The following is a 17548-nucleotide window of genomic DNA, read 5'->3' as shown; positions in this document are numbered from 1 at the left end:
GAAAGTTGAAACCATCTTTTGAGCTAGCCAATTGCCAGACTTAGGCAACAATATACCTTTTGTCTCAATAAATTCTGTAGTAGTGGTGAATCAAACCAAGCTAAAAACTTGAGGATTAATCCATAAAATATCGCCCGAACACTTCGCCCCTACTCTACGCAGAGCGACTTTGACAATAGGTAGAATGCTGAAAAAACCGATTTTTCGCTTCTGCACAATTTGGTTTTTCCGACAAACCAGTTAAAGAGATATCGTTTTTGCCTAAGTCCTAAAATAGCAAGCAAACAGAAAGTTGGAAAAAACCTGACCATCTAGAAAAGGAGAAAAATTGTGAAAATCTTCAAATTTGTTTTAGTGCTCTTGGTAATGGCTGCCAATTTAGTATTCGTTTCCCCCTCGTGGGCCGACGCTCCAAAAACGCCAAAATATGCGACAAATCCCGATTACATAGAGGTGACTCAAGCTCTAAACACTCTCAGGACAGCGAAAGATGCACCCAATCTCGCCCAGAATTATACCCCTGAGGAACTCCAGAAAAAAATCTCTCAATTGGAGTTTCAAAAATACACTTTAGAAACGGGAAAACCTTGGGGTCAGTGCCGCAACGAGACCGGAAAAACCCTGGCTGTCTACGGCCCGAAACGCAAAAAAGCAGCTTCCTCTTCTTACGAAAATGCCCTTTATTTTCTAGCTGACGGCCAAACAACTGAACATAAATGGGATTGCGATGGAATTTATCTACCCAGCGATATCAAAGCAACGGATTTAAGAACGACCGATCAACCTTCAGAAGAATTGACTGGCGGTCTCGCGGTTAAGATAGTTGACGGAACTCAAGTTGTAGCCAGAGCTAATCCCGATACGGGGGCTGTAGAATTCAACGTTCCTACTGCTAAAGTTTTCCAGCCGGGGGATGCTAATTGGTTTGTTCCTGACGTGACTCAGGCGTACATAGATACCCAAGTTCCCAACGCACCAACTGAGGAAAATGATTAGTTTTGGTGTTGTAAGGCGATCGGCTGTTTAAAGCCCGTTGCAACGCAAAATCCGCCGGGGAGCGCTCCCCGGCGGATAATCGTCCCAGCGAAAATATATCGGTTTCCCTTCTTAATTTGGCGTTAAAATTAAAACGTTTATCTATGCTATTAAATTGGAAATCCACGAAAAAAAATACAGAAAAGACTAAGCGACCAAATCCGTCGCGGGTGCGGGATCACTTGGCAAACGAGCGCACTTATTTAGCATGGATGCGGACAGCAATATCGCTGATGGGTTTTGGCGTAGTTATCGTGCGCCTTCGCACCTTTCATCCCCCTCTACTCCCAACTCCCGGCAATGGCTGGAAGTTGGGTTTGCTTTTTTCAGCAGTGGGTTTGCTGACGGTGTTATTCTCAACTAAGCACTACTTTGGCGTCCGTCACGATATCGATTACGATACTTATGAACCTACCGATCGCTGGGTAATTCTTTTCAGCCTCGCGATCGCAATCCTAGGGGCTGGGGTAATTTATTATATGTTCACCGTTCCTTCTAGCTCATTTGGTTTGATGGCACCTGAATAATGGTGGCGGTTTAATATGAATATTAAAGAGTTCGATCGCGTGCAATTATCGTTCCAACCGATGCAAGTAGATGATGAGAAACCAAAGCAGCAAAATCTGTCGCGGGCGATCGATCGATCGGCAAATGAGCGCACCTTCTTAGCATGGATGCGGGCCGCGATCGCCCTGATGGGTTTTGGCGTCGTCATCATCCGACTTCGCGTCGTGCAAATGCCCGTACATTACCGCCAGGCGATGGGGTGGAAGTTGGGTTTAATCTTCTCTCTAATAGGTTGGGCGACAGTCTTAATCTCAACTAAGCACTACTTCACCGTTCGCCACCAAATTGACCACGATACCTACAATCCCCCAGACGCCATGGTTTTATTTTTCAGTTTTGCTGTGGGCTTATTGGGGATTGGAGTAATTTATTCGATTTTGGCAGCCGCCCTGGGCCCAAGTAGTCTTGTAATACCCGATTGATTGCGAACAGGAGTTAACCATGAACAGCGATACAGTTGCCACGATCGCTTCCATTCTCATCTTAGGTGCGGCTATCTGGGCCGCATTCGTAGTGCTGGAGACGGTCGCGAAAATAGTCCCTAAATTGCTCGGCGTGACAGTCGCGATCGGGCTTTTGCTTGTTTACCTGCAATATTACTGGGGCATCGACACTGCATATCTTTTGCAAACTGTCAAGCATTTGCCTGAAACTTTCAATTTCTCGATCGGCGCATAAAAAATTAGCATCAGCCAGCATTCTCAACAACCTCTCCCGGATAGATAGTTTGGTACCGGAAACAAAGTATATTTAGCCGAGTCCACAAAATACGGTAACTAGATTGACTTACTAGACATAAACGATTTGGGCTGTTAAACTACGGTAAGTCGATCGAGTAATGAGCTATTAACGTGGAAAACGCTAAAAAAGTCATTGAAGAGTACCAGCTTGCAGGACAACTCACCCAACAGTTGCCAGAAGCTAAGGGCTTTAACGAAGTCTGGTTTAAAAAGATCCGAGGCGGCTTGCTTCTGGCAATTGGATATTTGCTATCACCGCTGTGTTGGTGGAACGACATATTTTTCAATCTGCCAATTGCCTACGCCTTTGGGTATATCTTTAGTTGGCTTTCCCCAGATTTATTGTTTCCTTGCACAATTGTCGGCTACTGGCTTTCCAATATTGTGGGAATTCTGTTGATGCAGCTAGGAACTTTAGATGTTTTTACAGACAAACCCAAGGAAAAAAACCTCAAAAAAGAGTTATTGACGGGTTTAGTTTCCTCAACTGTCTTCACTGTTGTCATTGTGGCATTAATTCATTTTAATGTTCTCGATACTCCCGATTTCTTTTCCGGCCAAGAGCCGGTTAACCTCAGCTCTGCTTTACCTGTGACGAGCGTCACTTCAAGGTAGAAGGCAGAATATAAAGCACACAAATCAATCCAGGGTTTTTAATCAGTTACACAGGTACATTTAAGAAAATCAGGGAGCTTTTACACTACAATTTCTGTAGTTTTGTTTATTTGCATTTACTTACTTTTACCAAGAATATTGTTGCAGAAAACGCGGCAACTCTACAGCCTTGAAGAGACAAATTTTTGGTAAAAAATATTGAAATGCAAGTGAGATTTAGCCTGTGTAGCTGTGTTGCAGGAGCCGCCCAAGTTATCTATTTGTGGGTTGGCCGCGCTTAAATACACAGTTTTTGGGCATAACAGTGAACTACTTATTACTATCCTCTCTCAGCTTTTTTGTGGGCATTATCGTTGGTTTGACCGGAGTTGGCGGAGCGTCGCTCATCACCCCAATGTTAATTTTTGTGTTCCAAATTCCAGCATCAATTGCTATTAGTTCTGATGTTGTAGCTGCCACACTGATGAAAGTTGTTGGGGGCTTCAAACACTGGCAGCAAAAGACCCTCGACTTGCAAATAGTTAAGTGGCTGGCTTTGGGCAGCGTGCCCGGTTCGCTGACTGGCGTGTGGATTTTACACTGCATCAAATCCAGCGAAAGTCAGGACTTAGACAGCATATTGCTGCGCGTTCTCGGAGTAGGGATCGCACTAATTGTCGCTTTATCCCTGACGCAATTAGTGGTCAAAACATTTTTCCCTAAATTTAAATTTCCATCGCCCCCTAAATGGGACTTAAATACTAATTATGGCCGTATTTGTACTGTGAGTGCGGCAGCAATTTTAGGCTGCATAGTGGGAATCACTAGCGTGTCTTCCGGTTCGATGTTTGCACTGTTGCTGATTGCTTTTTTCCGCCTGGATACTTCTAAATTGGTGGGTACAGATATTTCGCAGGCGGCAATTTTGTTGATGTTTACATCTCTGGGACACCTCAGCCTCGGAACAGTAGACTGGAGTTTAGTTTTGCCGATTTGGTTGGGTTCGGTGCCGGGAGTTTTGGTAGGTGCTAAATTCTGCCAAATTATGCCTCAACGCCCGCTTAAGTTTGTGATTTACGGAATGTTGGCGATGGCTAGTTGGAAGTTGTATCAAGTCTGAAAAATAGAGGCGATCGCCCGGTGCCTACCCCAAATTGGCAAGGGGCAACCACGGGGCGATCGCCCAACCTACAATTTAATAATTGCTGACTAATGATTCGAGTTCGCGGATCGTCGGCAATTCTAAATCTTTGAACAAGGCTGTACTGAGGTAGCGTTCGCCATAAGAAGGCTGGACAAAAACTATCAATTTTCCAGCATTTTCGGGACGCTTGCCGATTTGAATTGCGGCAAACAAAGCGGCGCCTGCTGAAATTCCTGACAACAATCCTTCTTCTCTGGCAAGTCGGCGACTGTAGGCGATCGCATCTGCGTCGCTAACTGCGATCACCTCATCAATTAACTCTGGTTTCAACACTTCCGGGATGAATCCTGCACCAATTCCTTGAATTTTGTGAGCACCAGATTTACCTCCAGAAAGCACGGCGCTGGTGGCTGGTTCAACTGCGATCGTCCTAAAACTCGCTTTGCGCTGTTTAATTACCTCAGCAACTCCAGTAATTGTACCGCCGGTGCCAACTCCAGCAACTAAAAAATCTACTTTACCCTCTGTATCTTCCCAAATTTCCTCGGCCGTTGTCTCACGGTGAATTTTTGGATTAGCGGGGTTGCGAAACTGTTGCAGCATGAAAGCATCGGGGGTTTCTTCTACAATTTCTTCCGCACGCGCGATCGCGCTTAACATCCCTTCATGTCCCGGAGTTAATTCCAACTGAGCTCCGTAAGCTTTTAACATCGATCGGCGTTCCGTACTCATCGTATCCGGCATTGTTAAAATCAGACTGTAGCCTTTCGCCGCCGCGATCATTGCCAAAGCAATTCCAGTATTGCCTGAAGTCGGTTCAACTAAAATAGTTTTTCCGGGTTGAATTAACCCCGCCTCTTCTGCCGCCTGAATCATGCTCGCTGCAATCCGATCTTTCACCGAAGCAGCCGGATTCATCCCTTCCAATTTGGCCACAATTTGAGCAACTACTCCTTCGGATTGAGGAATTTTATTGAGCTGAACTAAAGGAGTTCTGCCAATTATCCCTGTAACATCCTTAGCTATTCTCATGGCTTAATTTCTCTCCCTTTAAATGTAGTACATGGGATGTGCTTGTTTGCGAACATCCCGCTGTTCGCACAAATCTTGTAATGTGTATTTCCCCAAAACAGCCCAAGATGCCTGTTGAGCTTCCTGCCAGATTTCTAGGACCGCAGTTTTTTCTATTGTTACAGATTCCGAAACTTTTTGGGTCGGGCCGCTGCCGTCGCCTTCGAGTGTCGAAAACACCTCTAGCAAAGTAATCTGCCAAGGCTCTTTCGCCAGCAAATAACCGCCTTTAGCACCCCGCAAACTCTGGACAATACTTGCACGCCGCAGCACGGCAAGAATTTGGTCTAAATAGCGTTCCGGTATCTCTTGAGAAGCAGTAAGTTCGCTTACTGTTAGGGGCGAATCCTTCGGGTGGTGGCTCGCCAGTTCCAAGAGCGCTAACAGGGCATATTGTACTCTAGAAGATAGTTCCACATTCCCCACTGGCGATCGAGTTTAAATTGTACATTATATCATAGTACACAATTCCGGTAGGTGTACAGGTGTTAGTATATTTTTATTACAAAAACGGTTGGAGAAATCCCGTGAGCAACGTAAATGTAGGTTTAAGCTGTCGGCACTGTCGGTATTACGAGCAGCACGGGCACAGGGGCGGAAACTGCCAGATGCTCGGCGTGGGTGTACAGGGTGGGTGGAAAGCTTGCTCCTTCTTGGTTCCACCCTTTGCACCGTCTTGGGAACACCCCGAAGGGGGTAGAGCCAGAAACTCTCAAATCTTGCAGGGAGCGAGTATTTTAGAGGCAATACCCCCGCCTTAAAGTAAGTGCTAAGTAGGTAGGCGGATATATGCTGTGTCATCGTTAAGTTTATTCATACTCACCTACTTGGCGGCAGTCAATACGTGCGAGATATCGCATCTGTTGGCAGTGAGAAGAAAGAAATCAGGATAAACAGAAAAGCAAGGGCGATTATCGCACTTGCTTTTGAACTTATTGACCAGTCGATGAGAAAATTTAATTAACGCACATTCGATACAAATTATCTGTTGCCCAGACCATTCTGAATTTGATCGAAGATTGCACCGTCACCAAAGAACTTGCTTTGCGCCCCCTTCCAGCCACCCATATCACTGACTGTAAACAGTTTACCAATTCTGGGAAACTGACTGCTAAATTGTCCGGCTACCGTGGAGTTAACAGGTCGAAAACCCACTTTAGCAAATTCTCGCTGAGCTTCAGGCGTGTAAAGATATTTCACAAAAGCTTCCGCCACCTTAGTAGTTCCGTGTTTGGCTGCGTATTTATCAACTACAGCCACGGGGTTGTCAATGGAAATATTCACTTGGGGGATGATGAAAGGTTCAGCTTCGCCCTTCTGTTTCGCCAACAGAACTTCATTTTCGTAGTTGATCAGCACATCCCCTTGGTTTTGTTTGTAGAAGGTATCAGATGCTTCGCGGGCATCTTTGGGAAGCACGGGCACGTTTTTATAAACCTGGCTGACAAAGGTGCGGGCTGCTTGTTCGTTTCCTCCGTTTCGAGTTATCGAACCCCACAAAGCTAAGAAGTTCCAGCGCGCGACACCAGAGGTTTTGGGATTAGCAGTAATTACTTTGATACCCGGTTTGGCTAAATCGGCCCAGCCTTGTATTTTTTTGGGATTTCCGGCCCGCGCTACTAATGCTACGACTGATTTGCTCACAATCCCGCTATTTGGCACTTCTCGTTCCCAACCCTGTTTAATTAGACCGGCTTCTTGGATGCGATCGGTATCATAAGCTAAGGCTAAGTGTACAACATCGGCTTCCAAACCGCTAATCACAGCACGGGTTTGAGAACCTGAACCGCCGTAGCTTTGGCTGATAGTGACATTCTGGTTGTTTTCTCGTTTCCACTTGGCTACAAAGTCGGGAATAATCTTTTCGTAGGCGGATTTGGTAACAGAAAAGGAAACTAAGGTAAGTTCGACATCTTTTGGTTTTGCCTGGCTGATTGCAGGCTGAGGGATTAACCAGCTCAAGCCTAAACCTACTGCAAAAAAGAAAGTAAAAACTTTGAACAGGGACGATTCCAGCAACTTTGCTGACTTTAGAGAAAAACCTGCCGAAGCATTCTTTTTTCCCGATGGCAACAAAATTCTATCTTTTCGACGATGATACCACATTAACGAGGGTTCCTTTTGTTGTTTGAGTTTCTGGTGAATTGAGCGCAAAACTTAACGTAATGCGCTGGCAAGCAGTGCAAATGCAATCCGATTATATTTGCCAGGAAGATCTATAAGATTTCGCTATGGCACTAATTTTGGCCAATGGTAACAATGACACTATTGAGAGAGTTTTTTGCCCGTAGTTGGGCCTCGCACTTAAGTAGCGATCGCCAACTCTCTCTACCTAATTTAACAGACTACACGATTAAATACTTAATGTCTATAGGCAAACAGTAGTTTTTTGCTTTCTTAATTCTGGAGTCGGAGGAGCGATCGCAATATAATTCCCGCAACACTACCCACTTCATCAGCAGCAATCTACAGCCAACCGTGTAAACTGATGGAAGCAATGCCGCTAAAAAAAGCGCCGACATTGCAGCCAAAAGCTAGCAGCCCTCCATAGCCCATCACAAATACCTCACAAAGTCTATATAATTTTTTGTGAAACATGAGAAAATATCTGGAGTTGAAAAGGTTAAGAGTTAACTGTTAAGAGTTAATAACCTTTTATATTTCGTAGTGCCACACCTCAGAAGGTTGCAGAATAATCCGGTGGAGTGGCAGACGATCGATCAAGCCTTGCTGCTCAAAATGACCGAGTGTGCGAGTGACAGTTACGCGACTTGTACCGATGATTTCTGCAATGTCCTGATGCGTTAAAATCATATCGATCAGATGTCCTCGCTCTACCTCAGAACCAAACCTCTTAGCCAGCCAAGTTAATAGTTGATAGAGCATAAAATCAACTCTTTTGTAACCTCGCATTACCATAAAGTCTTCAGCCTGCTGAATGTGAGTGAGCAAAATATCTCTATTTAGCCAGCGCTCGCCCGATAGTAAAATTGCCTCGACTTTAGTAAGGCATTCAATTTGAAAAGGATCGCATTTTGATATCGGTTTGCCGATCGTATCACCAGGCCCCCACAATCCCAAGGTGATAATTGTGCCATCTTCAAGCCACGTTACAGTTCGCACTACTCCACTTTCAATTCGCCACAGAGCATTGCTTCTGTTGGGCAAGTGCGAGCGGCGAGGAAATATATGTCGGCTCGTTTCATCAAAAGTTTTAGTGGAAAGAGAAGCAATAGTCATAGCGAGTTACTTAAGGAACCAAAGTTAGTCTGTACAAGGGCAGCAGGATAGTGTTGCTGGAAAAAATCTATATAAATTCAAGCTTTACTAGATTCCGGCACCGTCTAAAAACTGTGTAATGAATAAATCAGAAGACATAAATAATTCATGTTTTTCGACCTCTGCTTGCTCTGATTGAGTTGTTTTGAGCGGATATGATTGAGATTTTAAAAAATTAACCTGCTCTTCTAAATCCTTAATTCGATCGAACAAAGCTCGAATAGCTTGAGCTTCCAAATCCGGTAGGCCTTGAGAATTTTGGGCATCTTCCACCTGCTTTTTCCGAGAGATGATGCGGCCGGGAATTCCCACAACTGTGCAATCGCTAGGGACATCCCGTAGCACTACCGAACCCGCACCAATCCGAACATTATTGCCAATTTGAATATTGCCTAAAACTTTAGCACCGGCTCCCACCACTACATTTTCTCCCAGCGTCGGATGCCGTTTTCCTATTTCTTTACCCGTGCCGCCAATGGTCGCTCCTTGATAAATTACAGCATAATCTCCCACGATCGCAGTTTCGCCAATTACCACCCCCATGCCGTGGTCGATAAACACCCCCCTACCAATTGTCGCTCCTGGGTGGATCTCAATACCTGTTAAAAAGCGACTTAGTTGGGAAATCAAGCGCGGTACAAACGGCAGGCCAGCGGAATAAAGCCAGTGTGCTATCCGGTGCAAAAAAAGTGCTTGCAGTCCGGGATAGCAAAATAATACTTCCAGCCAGTTGCGCGCCGCGGGGTCGCGTTCGTAAATAATTTGCAAGTCACTGAACATATTTAGTCTCGCCGTGTTTGGGTTATACAGTATCGGCAGTGCCCACGGTTTAAGCTGCATAAAGCAGTATTGGTTTTGGCATTATTACATATAATACTATAACCAGACCGAATTACAGTAGTTAAAGGGAAAAAAATTTTCCTTCCCCAGCCATTTCTAAGCTGCCTCCGATATTTTCCGGGAAACAAACGGTACAGCTTGTCTGACTTCTTGCCGGAGCGGAATCTCGATCAAAAATTCCGTCCCCAATCCCGGTGTCGAATCGCAGCGCAGCGTACCCTTGTGCTTTTCTACGACAATTTTATAGCTGATTGACAGTCCCAATCCCGTCCCTTTTCCGGCTGGTTTCGTCGTAAAGAACGGGTCGAACAGCCGTTTTTTGACATTTTCTGCCATACCGGGGCCGTTGTCAGATATCCGCACAATTATTTTATCGGGGATCGTCGAATATTCTGTGGTTATGGCGATCGCGATCGGATTAGCTTTCGCCACTGTGGGCCCGCGATCGAGGTTGTAACTCTCCAGGGCGTCGATCGCATTAGCCAGAATATTCATAAACACCTGATTTAATTGTCCGGCATAGCACTCTACTAAAGGTAAATGGCTGTAGTTTTTAACAATCTCGATCGGCGGGCGATCGGCTGTAGCTTTCAGGCGACTTTGCAGAATTAGCAAAGTGCTGTCAATGCCTTCATGGATGTTGACAGGTTTCATTTCGCTTTCATCTAAGCGAGAAAAATTCCGCAAAGATTGGACAATTTGAACTATGCGATCGGCTCCTATTTTCATCGAAGACAGCAGTTGCGGCAAATCTTTGCTGAGAAAGTCAAAGTCAACATTTTCTAAATACTTTGAAATTTCCGAGGGAGGGGATAAATAGTATTTTTTGTAGAGTTTTACCAACTCCAACAAATCCTTACTATATGCGCTGGCGTGGTGGATATTGCCGTAAATAAAACTAATAGGATTGTTAACTTCGTGGGCTACACCAGCAACTAATAAACCCAAACTAGACATTTTTTCCTGCTGAATCAGTTGAGCTTGAGTTTCCTGCAACTCTTGCAACGTTTGCTCTAGCTGTTGAGATTTAGCCGTGCGTTCTGCTGCTACTTTTTCAATTCGGTCGGTATAATTCAACAAGCTTATTAGATAAAGTGCCGCCGCCCAACTTAAGATTGTCCCAAATATTAAAACAGTCAAAGAACGCCAAAATCTTAGAGGATTAATGTATTCTGGCGTTAGCCGTAGTTGCAGCAACCACCTGCGATTTTCAATATTGAGAATGCGGGTGCAACTGCTGCCGTCCGGGCAGTAAGCTCTTTCCCCAAGCTGGAGTTTATTTTTGATATTTTCGTCGGTAATTATCCTTTTTGTCTTCGCTTCGTAAAACGCCAGAAATCTTTCTGCTTCAGGAGCCATAGCATCTTGAAGATACACATTAACAAAATTGAGTTGAGTTTCCTGTAAAGCCGACTTAACAATAGCATCAACGAGCAAAATTCCGAAAGCAAAACCTTTCAAGTTTTCTGTATTTCTAGAAAGTAAATTTTGCGGCAATTCGGCGGTATCGCCAGGATAAGTTGGACTAAAAATTGGCAGAAAGACGAAGACGCTGGGGTGATTTTGTGATGGCAATTTTTGGCGATCTGTCGCGGTAATTTCTTGTCTTTTTGTGGCATTTTCTAACGCTACCCGATTGGCAGTTAAATTTAAACCTAAATCTATTTCCTCTGTTAGGAATTGCGGAGAGTCAGAAACACCGGGCAGCCAAGCGATCGCCTTCAGGCTCGGATGGCGGTAGAGGGCTGAACCAACAAATGTCTTCATTTCTGGTTTTTTAACGCCGTCAAATACGCTGTAGAATGCTCCCGCAGCCCGAATTATTTCTAAATTTCCGCTAACATCTTTCTGAATGTCTGTAGCTATTTTGTCCAGCCGATCTTGCAGTTCGGCTTGCATGGATTTGTATTCCCAATTGTACGCAACTGAAGAGGCGATCGCAGACAGTCCCAATCCTGCACAAAGTGTTAATCCTGCCTGGATGTAACGGCGATAACTAAGTAAAGTGCTAGTTGCTAAATTCAAGAATTTGTTAGCAGTCATATTCTTCGCTGACCTTTTTTTATCGTTCCCACTCAAAATTTCAGGAGGAAGCTCTTTCTCGTTCTCAGGCTCTGCCTGGGAATGAATTTCAGGAGGCTCTGCCTCCGATTTAGAGCCACGAGACAGCATTACCAGGCACGAGCCTGGTAACGATGTGAGAGCAGTGTTTTGTAGAAGATCCCGGATAGTATTTTGCGTAAGATGCAGTCGCTGATTTAAATTGAATAAGCAGGAAAAGTCATGGCGTGTTTGGGCTTGACGTAAACCTGCTGATCTCGCGTTAACTGTAGAGAATCGAAGCGCTCGCGACTCACGTAAGCTGTTACTACCTGCTGCGATTCTAACACTAACTCGGTTTGTATTTCCCGTCCTAAATGAATGATGCGACTGACTTTTGCTAATGAAAAACCCGATTCCGGTTTAGTTTTAATTTCCACGTCGTGGGGGCGCAAAAACACTACGTCCGAATGAGCGGCTCCATTATGGCGAGGCGTTGTGGCGTTGCTGGCGAACAAACCCGCAGTATTCGACAGCACATTGACAGGCCCAATAAAACTCATCACAAAAGCTGATGCAGGTTTGTCATAAATTTCAGCAGGAGTGCCAACTTGTTCGACTCTACCTTTGTTCATCACCACAATTTCATCGGCTACTTCCATAGCTTCTTCTTGGTCGTGAGTCACAAAAACTGTGGTGATGTTAACTTCTTTGTGAAGGTTGTGCAGCCACGATCGCAATTCTTTGCGGACTTTAGCATCTAATGCTCCAAAAGGTTCGTCTAGCAGCAGCACTTTCGGTTGAACTGCTAGAGCTCTGGCCAAAGCAACCCGCTGCCGCTGGCCGCCGGAAAGTTGCGAAGGATAGCGATCGCCCAAACCTGTCAACTGCACTAAATCCAAAAGTTCATCAACCCGCCTGCTAATAGAGCCTTTAGGAACTTTGCGAATCTCCATCGCAAAAGCTATATTTTTCCTAATACTCATGTGTTTGAATAAAGCGTAGTGCTGAAACACAAAACCGATATGCCTATCCTGCACCGACTGATGAGTAGCATTTTCACCGATCAGGTAAATCTGACCGCTGTCCGGCGGTTCTAGCCCCGCGATCATCCTCAGCAGAGTCGATTTCCCGGAACCGGAAGGTCCCAACAGCGCGACTAAAGAACCCTTTTTAATTTCCAAATTCACGTTGTCAATTGCGTGGAAGGAGCCGAAGTGTTTCGATACGTTCCGAATTGTAATGCTCATGAGTTTATTTACCTATTTTCGGAGTTAACTTGGCTAACTCCGCTTATCTGACCGATTTACAGTAGTATATCTTTAAAAGAATATTTTGCAACACCTGTAACTTTTTGTATTGTATTTCGAGGCCCTCCTGATGGAGACGGCGCTTCAAAGTTGACGCTGGCGGGCCGTCCGAGTTAACCCGTGAGCGTTTCGATATGTGGCTGTAGCGGTAAATGCGATCGTCCCAGAGTAAGCGATGCTGAAATTACGCAGAAACCGGGTTTGATGGACGAAAATACTGCATCAAAACCTTTAAAACCTTTAATCCCCGTAAAAAACCCCGTTTCTTTACTGTAGCTCTATATTTTACGGCTGGCGACAATTCCCCGACTCCCAGCGATATTGAAGATTTCAGGTAGGAATTGCTCAATCTGAGGTGCGATCGCCCACAATTTATATGACAATAGTTAGTTCATAAGCATACAGGCTTCAGCTTTGACAAACTACCAGAATAGTAAATTCTAACCAGAACACCACTATGGGAAAACCAACAGGCTTTATCGAATTCTTGCGCGAATTGCCCTCCGAACTCTCACCAGTCGAAAGAGTCCACAACTGGGACGAATTTCACCTACCGATGGAGGAGGACAAACTCCGCACCCAAGGCGCGCGCTGCATGGATTGCGGTATTCCGTTTTGCCACACGGGTACAATCATCAGCGGCATGGCAAGCGGCTGCCCGATTAACAACCTCATCCCCGAATGGAACGACCTAGTATATCGCGGACTCTGGAAAGAAGCCCTAGACAGACTCCACAAAACGAACAACTTCCCGGAATTCACCGGCCGCGTCTGTCCCGCACCCTGCGAAGGCGCTTGCGTGCTCGGCATCAACAACCCGCCGGTCACGATTAAAAACATCGAAGCCGCAATTATCGATAAAGGCTGGGATGAAGGCTGGATTACTGCCGAACCGCCAGCCAAACGCACCGGCAAAAAAATCGCCGTCATCGGTTCCGGGCCCGCAGGTTTGTCCGCCGCCGCGCAACTCAACAAAGCCGGTCATTGGGTAACTGTATACGAAAGAGCCGATCGACCAGGCGGCCTGCTAATGTATGGCATCCCCAACATGAAGCTAGACAAAGAACAAGTCGTCATGCGCCGCCTGAAAGTCCTCGAAGACGAAGGCGTGACATTCGTCTGCAACACCGAAGTCGGCAAAGACTTGCCAGCGGAACAACTGCTAAAAGAATACGACTCCGTTGTGCTCTGTACCGGCGCCACCAAACCCCGCGACTTGGGCATCCCCGGCCGGGAATTGAAAGGCATCCACTTCGCAATGGACTTCCTGACAGCCAACACCAAAGCAGTTTTAGACAAGAGCACCAACGATAACTTCATCTCCGCCGAAGGCAAAGATATAGTGATTATCGGCGGTGGCGACACCGGCACCGACTGCGTGGGCACGTCCATCCGCCACGGCTGCAAAAGCCTCGTACAGCTAGAAATACTGCCCAAACCGCCCTCAGAACGCGCGGCCAACAATCCCTGGCCCGAATGGCCAAAAGTCTACCGTCTCGACTACGGCCAAGAAGAAGCCGCAGCCAAATTCGGCGACGACCCCCGCGGCTATCTCACGACGGCGACCAAGTTTGAGGGCGACGAAAACGGCAATGTCAAAGCCGTGCACACCGTTGAGGTGGAGTGGGCGAAAAACGAAAAAGGACAGTTTATTCCGAACCACATCCCGGGCACCGAAAAAGTGTTGCCGGCACAGCTTGTGTTGCTAGCGATGGGCTTCCTCGGCCCGGAACAGCCCTTGCTGGATGCCCTGGGATTGGAACGCGACGCCCGCAGCAACGTGAAAGCCGAGCACGAAAAATATACAACCAGCATTCCGGGAGTTTTCGCGGCTGGTGACTGTCGCCGGGGACAAAGTTTGGTGGTTTGGGCGATTAATGAAGGGCGGGGCGTGGCGCGGGAGTGCGACCTTTATCTGATGGGGAGCACGGATTTGCCTTAGTTTTTAGGATTTACAGTACGGACACGGCGCCGTGCCCATTAGTGTCAACTTAAGCTTTTCGTCCGCCAGTCCTCCCGCCTACCCGGCAGTCCGCCAGGGAATGAATTCCCTGTCTAATAGCGAAAGTCCTCTGAAGAGGACTAATCAGTTTACAACTCTTTTTGTCAGTCCTCTTAAGAGGACTTTCGCTTTGAGGCAGGGGTTGAAACCCCTGCCGGACTGAGGGTTTAACGCGCTTGTTGACAGGATCAAGGACACGGCAGTGCCGTTTCCCTACCGTTGACAGATAAAGGACACGGCAATGCCGTTTCCCTACCCCAAAATAATCGTAGGGGCGGTGCCCCCGTGCCCGCCTTCTCCTGTGCCCGATCGCATTTCTCCACCACCAATCAACCAAAATTCAACGGATCGACATCAATAGTTAAACTAACAGAACGCGGCGTACGATCGCGCAATCCGATCAAATCCGACAAATCCACCGACTCATCCAAAGGCAACTTCAGCAAAATCTGCCACCGATAGCGATTTGCCACCCGCATAATCGTCGCAGGTGCAGGCCCCAACAACTCACAGCCCGGTACAGACAATCGCTCAATATACTCCTGACAAACAGACGCCAATTGTACCGCCGTCACCGCCACTTCTGCCGCATCTACACTGCTCAATCGCAACAATACCAGCCGCCCCGAAGGTGGATAATTCAGCGCCGCTCTTTCTGCTAATTCTGTTTCCACAAAACCCGCATATTCGTGCCGCCTAACTGCTTGAATAACCCGGTGTTCGGGAGTGTAAGTTTGAATAATTACCCGCCCCGGATCGTCGCCTCTGCCCGCACGACCCGCGACTTGAGTTAATGTTTGAAAAGCTCGTTCGCTTGCCCGATAATCTGATAAGTTTAGCAACCCGTCAGCAGACACAACTCCCACCAATGTTACTCCAGCTAAATCTAACCCTTTCGTCAGCATTTGCGTACCCAACAAAATATCAGCTTCCCCATTGGCAAATTGCGTTAACAATCTGCGGTGGTCGCCCTTCTTTCTAGTCGTATCGCTGTCAAACCGAATTGCCCGCAATTCTGGAAACAATCTCGTTAATTCCTGTTCTACTCGCTGAGTGCCACTACCAAAGTTTTTGAAGTAAGGAGAACTGCATTCCGGGCAGTTTTGAGGGTGTCTTTCCGTGTGGTTGCAGTAGTGACAGCGCAATATTTCTGCTGTTCCTTCGCCGACGTGGTGATAAGACAGGGAAACATCGCAGTTCGGGCATTCCATCACATAGCCGCAACTCCGACAAGAGACAAAGGTACTGTGTCCTCTTCTGTGAATAAACAGGATACCTTGCTGTTGTCTTGCTCGCAATTGTTCTAGGGCGTTTTGCAGGGAAGCACTGAAAATTGAACGGTTTCCTTGCCGCAATTCTTGGCGCATATCCACTATTTCCACAGGCGGCATGGGGCGGGAATAAATGCGATCGGGCAAGGATAAATAATGGATATTTGGTAACGAGTAATAATCTCGGCGCGTCCCCACCAAGGTCTCTAATGCTGGCGTTGCGGAACCTAAAATTAAGGGACAATTTTCTAATTCGGCGCGCCATTTGGCAACGGTGCGGGCGTGGTAGCACGGCGCTGGTTGGTCTTGTTTGAAGCTGCTGTCGTGTTCTTCATCGAGGATAATTAAGCCGAGGTGAGGTAAAGGCGCAAAAATAGCCGATCGCGTGCCGATGACAATTTGCGGGGTTCCAGTCAGCATCTGACGCCATGTATCGTAACGTTCGCCGTCGGATAGGGCGCTGTGGTACACGCAAATTTGCTCGCCAAAACGAGCTCGGAATCGATCGGTAAGTTGTGGTGTCAAACCGATTTCGGGAACGAGTACGAGGGCGGATTTGCCGCTGGCTAAGATTGGGGCGATCGCCTGCAAATACACTTCGGTTTTCCCGGAACCTGTAACGCCGTGCAGCAGCACTTGACGAAATCCCGAAAAAGAGTTAATAAACGCTAAGGCTTCAGCCTGAAAATGAGTTAAAGTCTTCGGTGCATCTGGCAATTGAGAAATTCCGCGATCGCCCCTGAGCACTTCCCTTTGATCGATAACAACACAGCCTTTTTCTTCTATTTTTTTGACAACCGAAGAACTTGCGCTGCAAATCCTCAGTAAATCATTCATCCACATTTCACCGCCACCCCGGCGCAAAACTTCCAATACTTCTTGTTGCCGCTTGGTTAAATCTGTGACAAATGCACTAGCAATTAATGTCACTGCCGGTTTGAGTTGTGGTTTGGGAGGATGGGGAGGTTCTAAATAACTTTCTACCCAACCCCGTTTCAACAAATCTTTCAATCCCCGATAACTTCCCTTAACTTGGCGCTGGAGATATTGCCAAGTGTAATCGCCGTTTTTTTGAGCTTGCAGCAATTGCAAAATTTGACTGGCGGCGGGATTGAGAAATGTTTCGGCATTCGGAGAAATTGCGTCCTTAATTAAGCGAATTCGGCGCACGGAACGGCTTAACAAACCGGGCGGCAAGGAGGCTCTAATTACTTGAATTAAAGGTGTGCAATAATAGGTGGCGGTGCGTTCGAGTAATTCCCAGTAATTAGGCGGGAAAAATCCCGTACTGACAACATCTTCGACATCTTTAACCCGCGCCGGATCTAAGTCGGGCGGCAGTTGAGAAATGAACCGAATCGCGATCGCCCCTACCTGTTGACTGCCAAAGGGTACACTCAAAATATCCCCTGGTTGCACGGTAAGTTCCGCAGGTAAACGATAGGTAAATAACTTATTTTCCTCCCCTGGGGAGTCCCCCGCAACCCTGAAAGGAGAGTCCACCAATACCTCGATCCACTCTGCTTGCACGGTGTGGCGCTGTGGCGGTTCGCTGCTGCCGTAGGATGCCCCGGCCTCTGCCGCTATAGGGGTTGACAAACCAAAAGTGACAGTAGACATAGGGTTGCACATCAAACTAGGAGGAGCCGCGGTCA

The 17548-nt window shown here is 46.7% G+C and carries 18 protein-coding genes; 9 read left to right on the top strand and 9 right to left on the bottom strand.

Annotated features, from left to right (window positions below; genetic code table 11):
- The first annotated feature begins 330 nt into the window (after nucleotides 1–330).
- The 6 genes from QUA04_RS03645 to QUA04_RS03620 all read left to right on the top strand — a co-directional run bounded on the left by QUA04_RS03645 (nucleotide 331) and on the right by QUA04_RS03620 (nucleotide 4056).
- Complete coding sequence (locus QUA04_RS03645; RefSeq protein WP_333253866.1) at nucleotides 331–996, top strand: hypothetical protein; 666 nt, start codon at nucleotides 331–333, stop codon at nucleotides 994–996.
- Between the two features lie 143 nt (nucleotides 997–1139).
- Entirely contained in the window at nucleotides 1140–1562 is a 423-nt protein-coding gene (locus QUA04_RS03640) for a DUF202 domain-containing protein (protein WP_333253865.1), read from the top strand.
- 15 nt (nucleotides 1563–1577) lie between these two features.
- The gene (locus QUA04_RS03635; protein ID WP_333253863.1) at nucleotides 1578–2024 is read left to right on the top strand and encodes a DUF202 domain-containing protein; all 447 of its coding nucleotides are present in this window, start codon (nucleotides 1578–1580) and stop codon (nucleotides 2022–2024) included.
- Between the two features lie 19 nt (nucleotides 2025–2043).
- The gene (locus tag QUA04_RS03630; RefSeq protein WP_333253861.1) at nucleotides 2044–2280 is read left to right on the top strand and encodes a hypothetical protein; all 237 of its coding nucleotides are present in this window, start codon (nucleotides 2044–2046) and stop codon (nucleotides 2278–2280) included.
- Between the two features lie 173 nt (nucleotides 2281–2453).
- The gene (locus tag QUA04_RS03625) at nucleotides 2454–2957 is read left to right on the top strand and encodes a hypothetical protein (RefSeq protein WP_333253858.1); all 504 of its coding nucleotides are present in this window, start codon (nucleotides 2454–2456) and stop codon (nucleotides 2955–2957) included.
- Between the two features lie 304 nt (nucleotides 2958–3261).
- Nucleotides 3262–4056 carry a sulfite exporter TauE/SafE family protein gene (locus QUA04_RS03620; RefSeq protein ID WP_333253856.1) on the top strand — a complete coding sequence of 265 codons (795 nt, stop codon included), beginning with the start codon at nucleotides 3262–3264 and terminating at the stop codon, nucleotides 4054–4056.
- Between the two features lie 75 nt (nucleotides 4057–4131).
- On the opposite strand, the gene cysK is transcribed toward QUA04_RS03620, so the two are convergent.
- Both cysK and QUA04_RS03610 read right to left on the bottom strand, forming a co-directional pair.
- Nucleotides 4132–5112, bottom strand: a complete 981-nt coding sequence (gene cysK, locus QUA04_RS03615) for a cysteine synthase A (protein ID WP_333253854.1) — start codon at nucleotides 5110–5112, stop codon at nucleotides 4132–4134.
- Between the two features lie 18 nt (nucleotides 5113–5130).
- Nucleotides 5131–5568: an Rrf2 family transcriptional regulator gene (locus QUA04_RS03610; protein ID WP_333045935.1), complete on the bottom strand. Its 438-nt coding sequence runs from the start codon at nucleotides 5566–5568 to the stop codon at nucleotides 5131–5133.
- Between the two features lie 110 nt (nucleotides 5569–5678).
- On the opposite strand from QUA04_RS03610, the gene QUA04_RS03605 reads away from it, so the two are divergent.
- Entirely contained in the window at nucleotides 5679–5912 is a 234-nt protein-coding gene (locus tag QUA04_RS03605) for a hypothetical protein (RefSeq protein ID WP_333253851.1), read from the top strand.
- 220 nt (nucleotides 5913–6132) lie between these two features.
- On the opposite strand, the gene QUA04_RS03600 is transcribed toward QUA04_RS03605, so the two are convergent.
- Nucleotides 6133–7257 carry a sulfate ABC transporter substrate-binding protein gene (locus QUA04_RS03600; RefSeq protein ID WP_333253849.1) on the bottom strand — a complete coding sequence of 375 codons (1125 nt, stop codon included), beginning with the start codon at nucleotides 7255–7257 and terminating at the stop codon, nucleotides 6133–6135.
- Nucleotides 7258–7410: 153 nt separating this feature from the next.
- On the opposite strand from QUA04_RS03600, the gene QUA04_RS03595 reads away from it, so the two are divergent.
- Complete coding sequence (locus tag QUA04_RS03595; RefSeq protein WP_333253846.1) at nucleotides 7411–7536, top strand: hypothetical protein; 126 nt, start codon at nucleotides 7411–7413, stop codon at nucleotides 7534–7536.
- Nucleotides 7537–7617: 81 nt separating this feature from the next.
- On the opposite strand, the gene QUA04_RS03590 is transcribed toward QUA04_RS03595, so the two are convergent.
- The 5 genes from QUA04_RS03590 to QUA04_RS03570 form a co-directional block, all read right to left on the bottom strand.
- Nucleotides 7618–7749: a YeeE/YedE thiosulfate transporter family protein gene (locus QUA04_RS03590; RefSeq protein ID WP_333253844.1), complete on the bottom strand. Its 132-nt coding sequence runs from the start codon at nucleotides 7747–7749 to the stop codon at nucleotides 7618–7620.
- 57 nt (nucleotides 7750–7806) lie between these two features.
- Nucleotides 7807–8391: a Crp/Fnr family transcriptional regulator gene (locus QUA04_RS03585; RefSeq protein ID WP_333253842.1), complete on the bottom strand. Its 585-nt coding sequence runs from the start codon at nucleotides 8389–8391 to the stop codon at nucleotides 7807–7809.
- Nucleotides 8392–8478: 87 nt separating this feature from the next.
- Nucleotides 8479–9210: a serine O-acetyltransferase gene (cysE, locus tag QUA04_RS03580; protein WP_445242281.1), complete on the bottom strand. Its 732-nt coding sequence runs from the start codon at nucleotides 9208–9210 to the stop codon at nucleotides 8479–8481.
- Nucleotides 9211–9366: 156 nt separating this feature from the next.
- Entirely contained in the window at nucleotides 9367–11313 is a 1947-nt protein-coding gene (locus tag QUA04_RS03575) for an ATP-binding protein (protein WP_333253835.1), read from the bottom strand.
- Between the two features lie 215 nt (nucleotides 11314–11528).
- Complete coding sequence (locus QUA04_RS03570) at nucleotides 11529–12560, bottom strand: sulfate/molybdate ABC transporter ATP-binding protein (RefSeq protein ID WP_333253833.1); 1032 nt, start codon at nucleotides 12558–12560, stop codon at nucleotides 11529–11531.
- A gap of 517 nt (nucleotides 12561–13077) precedes the next feature.
- On the opposite strand from QUA04_RS03570, the gene gltD reads away from it, so the two are divergent.
- Nucleotides 13078–14562 carry a glutamate synthase small subunit gene (gltD, locus tag QUA04_RS03565; RefSeq protein WP_333253831.1) on the top strand — a complete coding sequence of 495 codons (1485 nt, stop codon included), beginning with the start codon at nucleotides 13078–13080 and terminating at the stop codon, nucleotides 14560–14562.
- Nucleotides 14563–14951: 389 nt separating this feature from the next.
- On the opposite strand, the gene priA is transcribed toward gltD, so the two are convergent.
- Nucleotides 14952–17513 carry a primosomal protein N' gene (priA, locus tag QUA04_RS03560; protein ID WP_333253828.1) on the bottom strand — a complete coding sequence of 854 codons (2562 nt, stop codon included), beginning with the start codon at nucleotides 17511–17513 and terminating at the stop codon, nucleotides 14952–14954.
- Between the last annotated feature and the right edge of the window lie 35 nt (nucleotides 17514–17548).

Origin of the sequence: Microcoleus sp. S13_C5, from assembly GCF_036700845.1 — a bacterium.
Taxonomy (GTDB): domain Bacteria; phylum Cyanobacteriota; class Cyanobacteriia; order Cyanobacteriales; family Microcoleaceae; genus Microcoleus.
The sequence above is the reverse complement of the archived record's forward strand: the minus strand, read 5'-3'. Positions and strand labels throughout refer to the sequence as shown.

Excerpts from the sequence above, each read along its gene's own strand:
- QUA04_RS03640 (WP_333253865.1), top strand. The coding sequence starts at position 1,140 with ATGCTATTAAATTGGAAATCCACGAAAAAAAATACAGAAAAGACTAAG.
- QUA04_RS03635 (WP_333253863.1), top strand. The coding sequence starts at position 1,578 with ATGAATATTAAAGAGTTCGATCGCGTGCAATTATCGTTCCAACCGATG.
- QUA04_RS03630 (WP_333253861.1), top strand. The coding sequence starts at position 2,044 with ATGAACAGCGATACAGTTGCCACGATCGCTTCCATTCTCATCTTAGGT.
- cysK (WP_333253854.1), bottom strand. The coding sequence starts at position 5,112 with ATGAGAATAGCTAAGGATGTTACAGGGATAATTGGCAGAACTCCTTTA.
- QUA04_RS03600 (WP_333253849.1), bottom strand. The coding sequence starts at position 7,257 with ATGTGGTATCATCGTCGAAAAGATAGAATTTTGTTGCCATCGGGAAAA.
- QUA04_RS03595 (WP_333253846.1), top strand. The coding sequence starts at position 7,411 with ATGACACTATTGAGAGAGTTTTTTGCCCGTAGTTGGGCCTCGCACTTA.
- QUA04_RS03590 (WP_333253844.1), bottom strand. The coding sequence starts at position 7,749 with ATGTTTCACAAAAAATTATATAGACTTTGTGAGGTATTTGTGATGGGC.
- QUA04_RS03585 (WP_333253842.1), bottom strand. The coding sequence starts at position 8,391 with ATGACTATTGCTTCTCTTTCCACTAAAACTTTTGATGAAACGAGCCGA.
- cysE (WP_445242281.1), bottom strand. The coding sequence starts at position 9,210 with ATGTTCAGTGACTTGCAAATTATTTACGAACGCGACCCCGCGGCGCGC.
- QUA04_RS03575 (WP_333253835.1), bottom strand. The coding sequence starts at position 11,313 with ATGACTGCTAACAAATTCTTGAATTTAGCAACTAGCACTTTACTTAGT.
- QUA04_RS03570 (WP_333253833.1), bottom strand. The coding sequence starts at position 12,560 with ATGAGCATTACAATTCGGAACGTATCGAAACACTTCGGCTCCTTCCAC.
- gltD (WP_333253831.1), top strand. The coding sequence starts at position 13,078 with ATGGGAAAACCAACAGGCTTTATCGAATTCTTGCGCGAATTGCCCTCC.
- priA (WP_333253828.1), bottom strand. The coding sequence starts at position 17,513 with ATGTCTACTGTCACTTTTGGTTTGTCAACCCCTATAGCGGCAGAGGCC.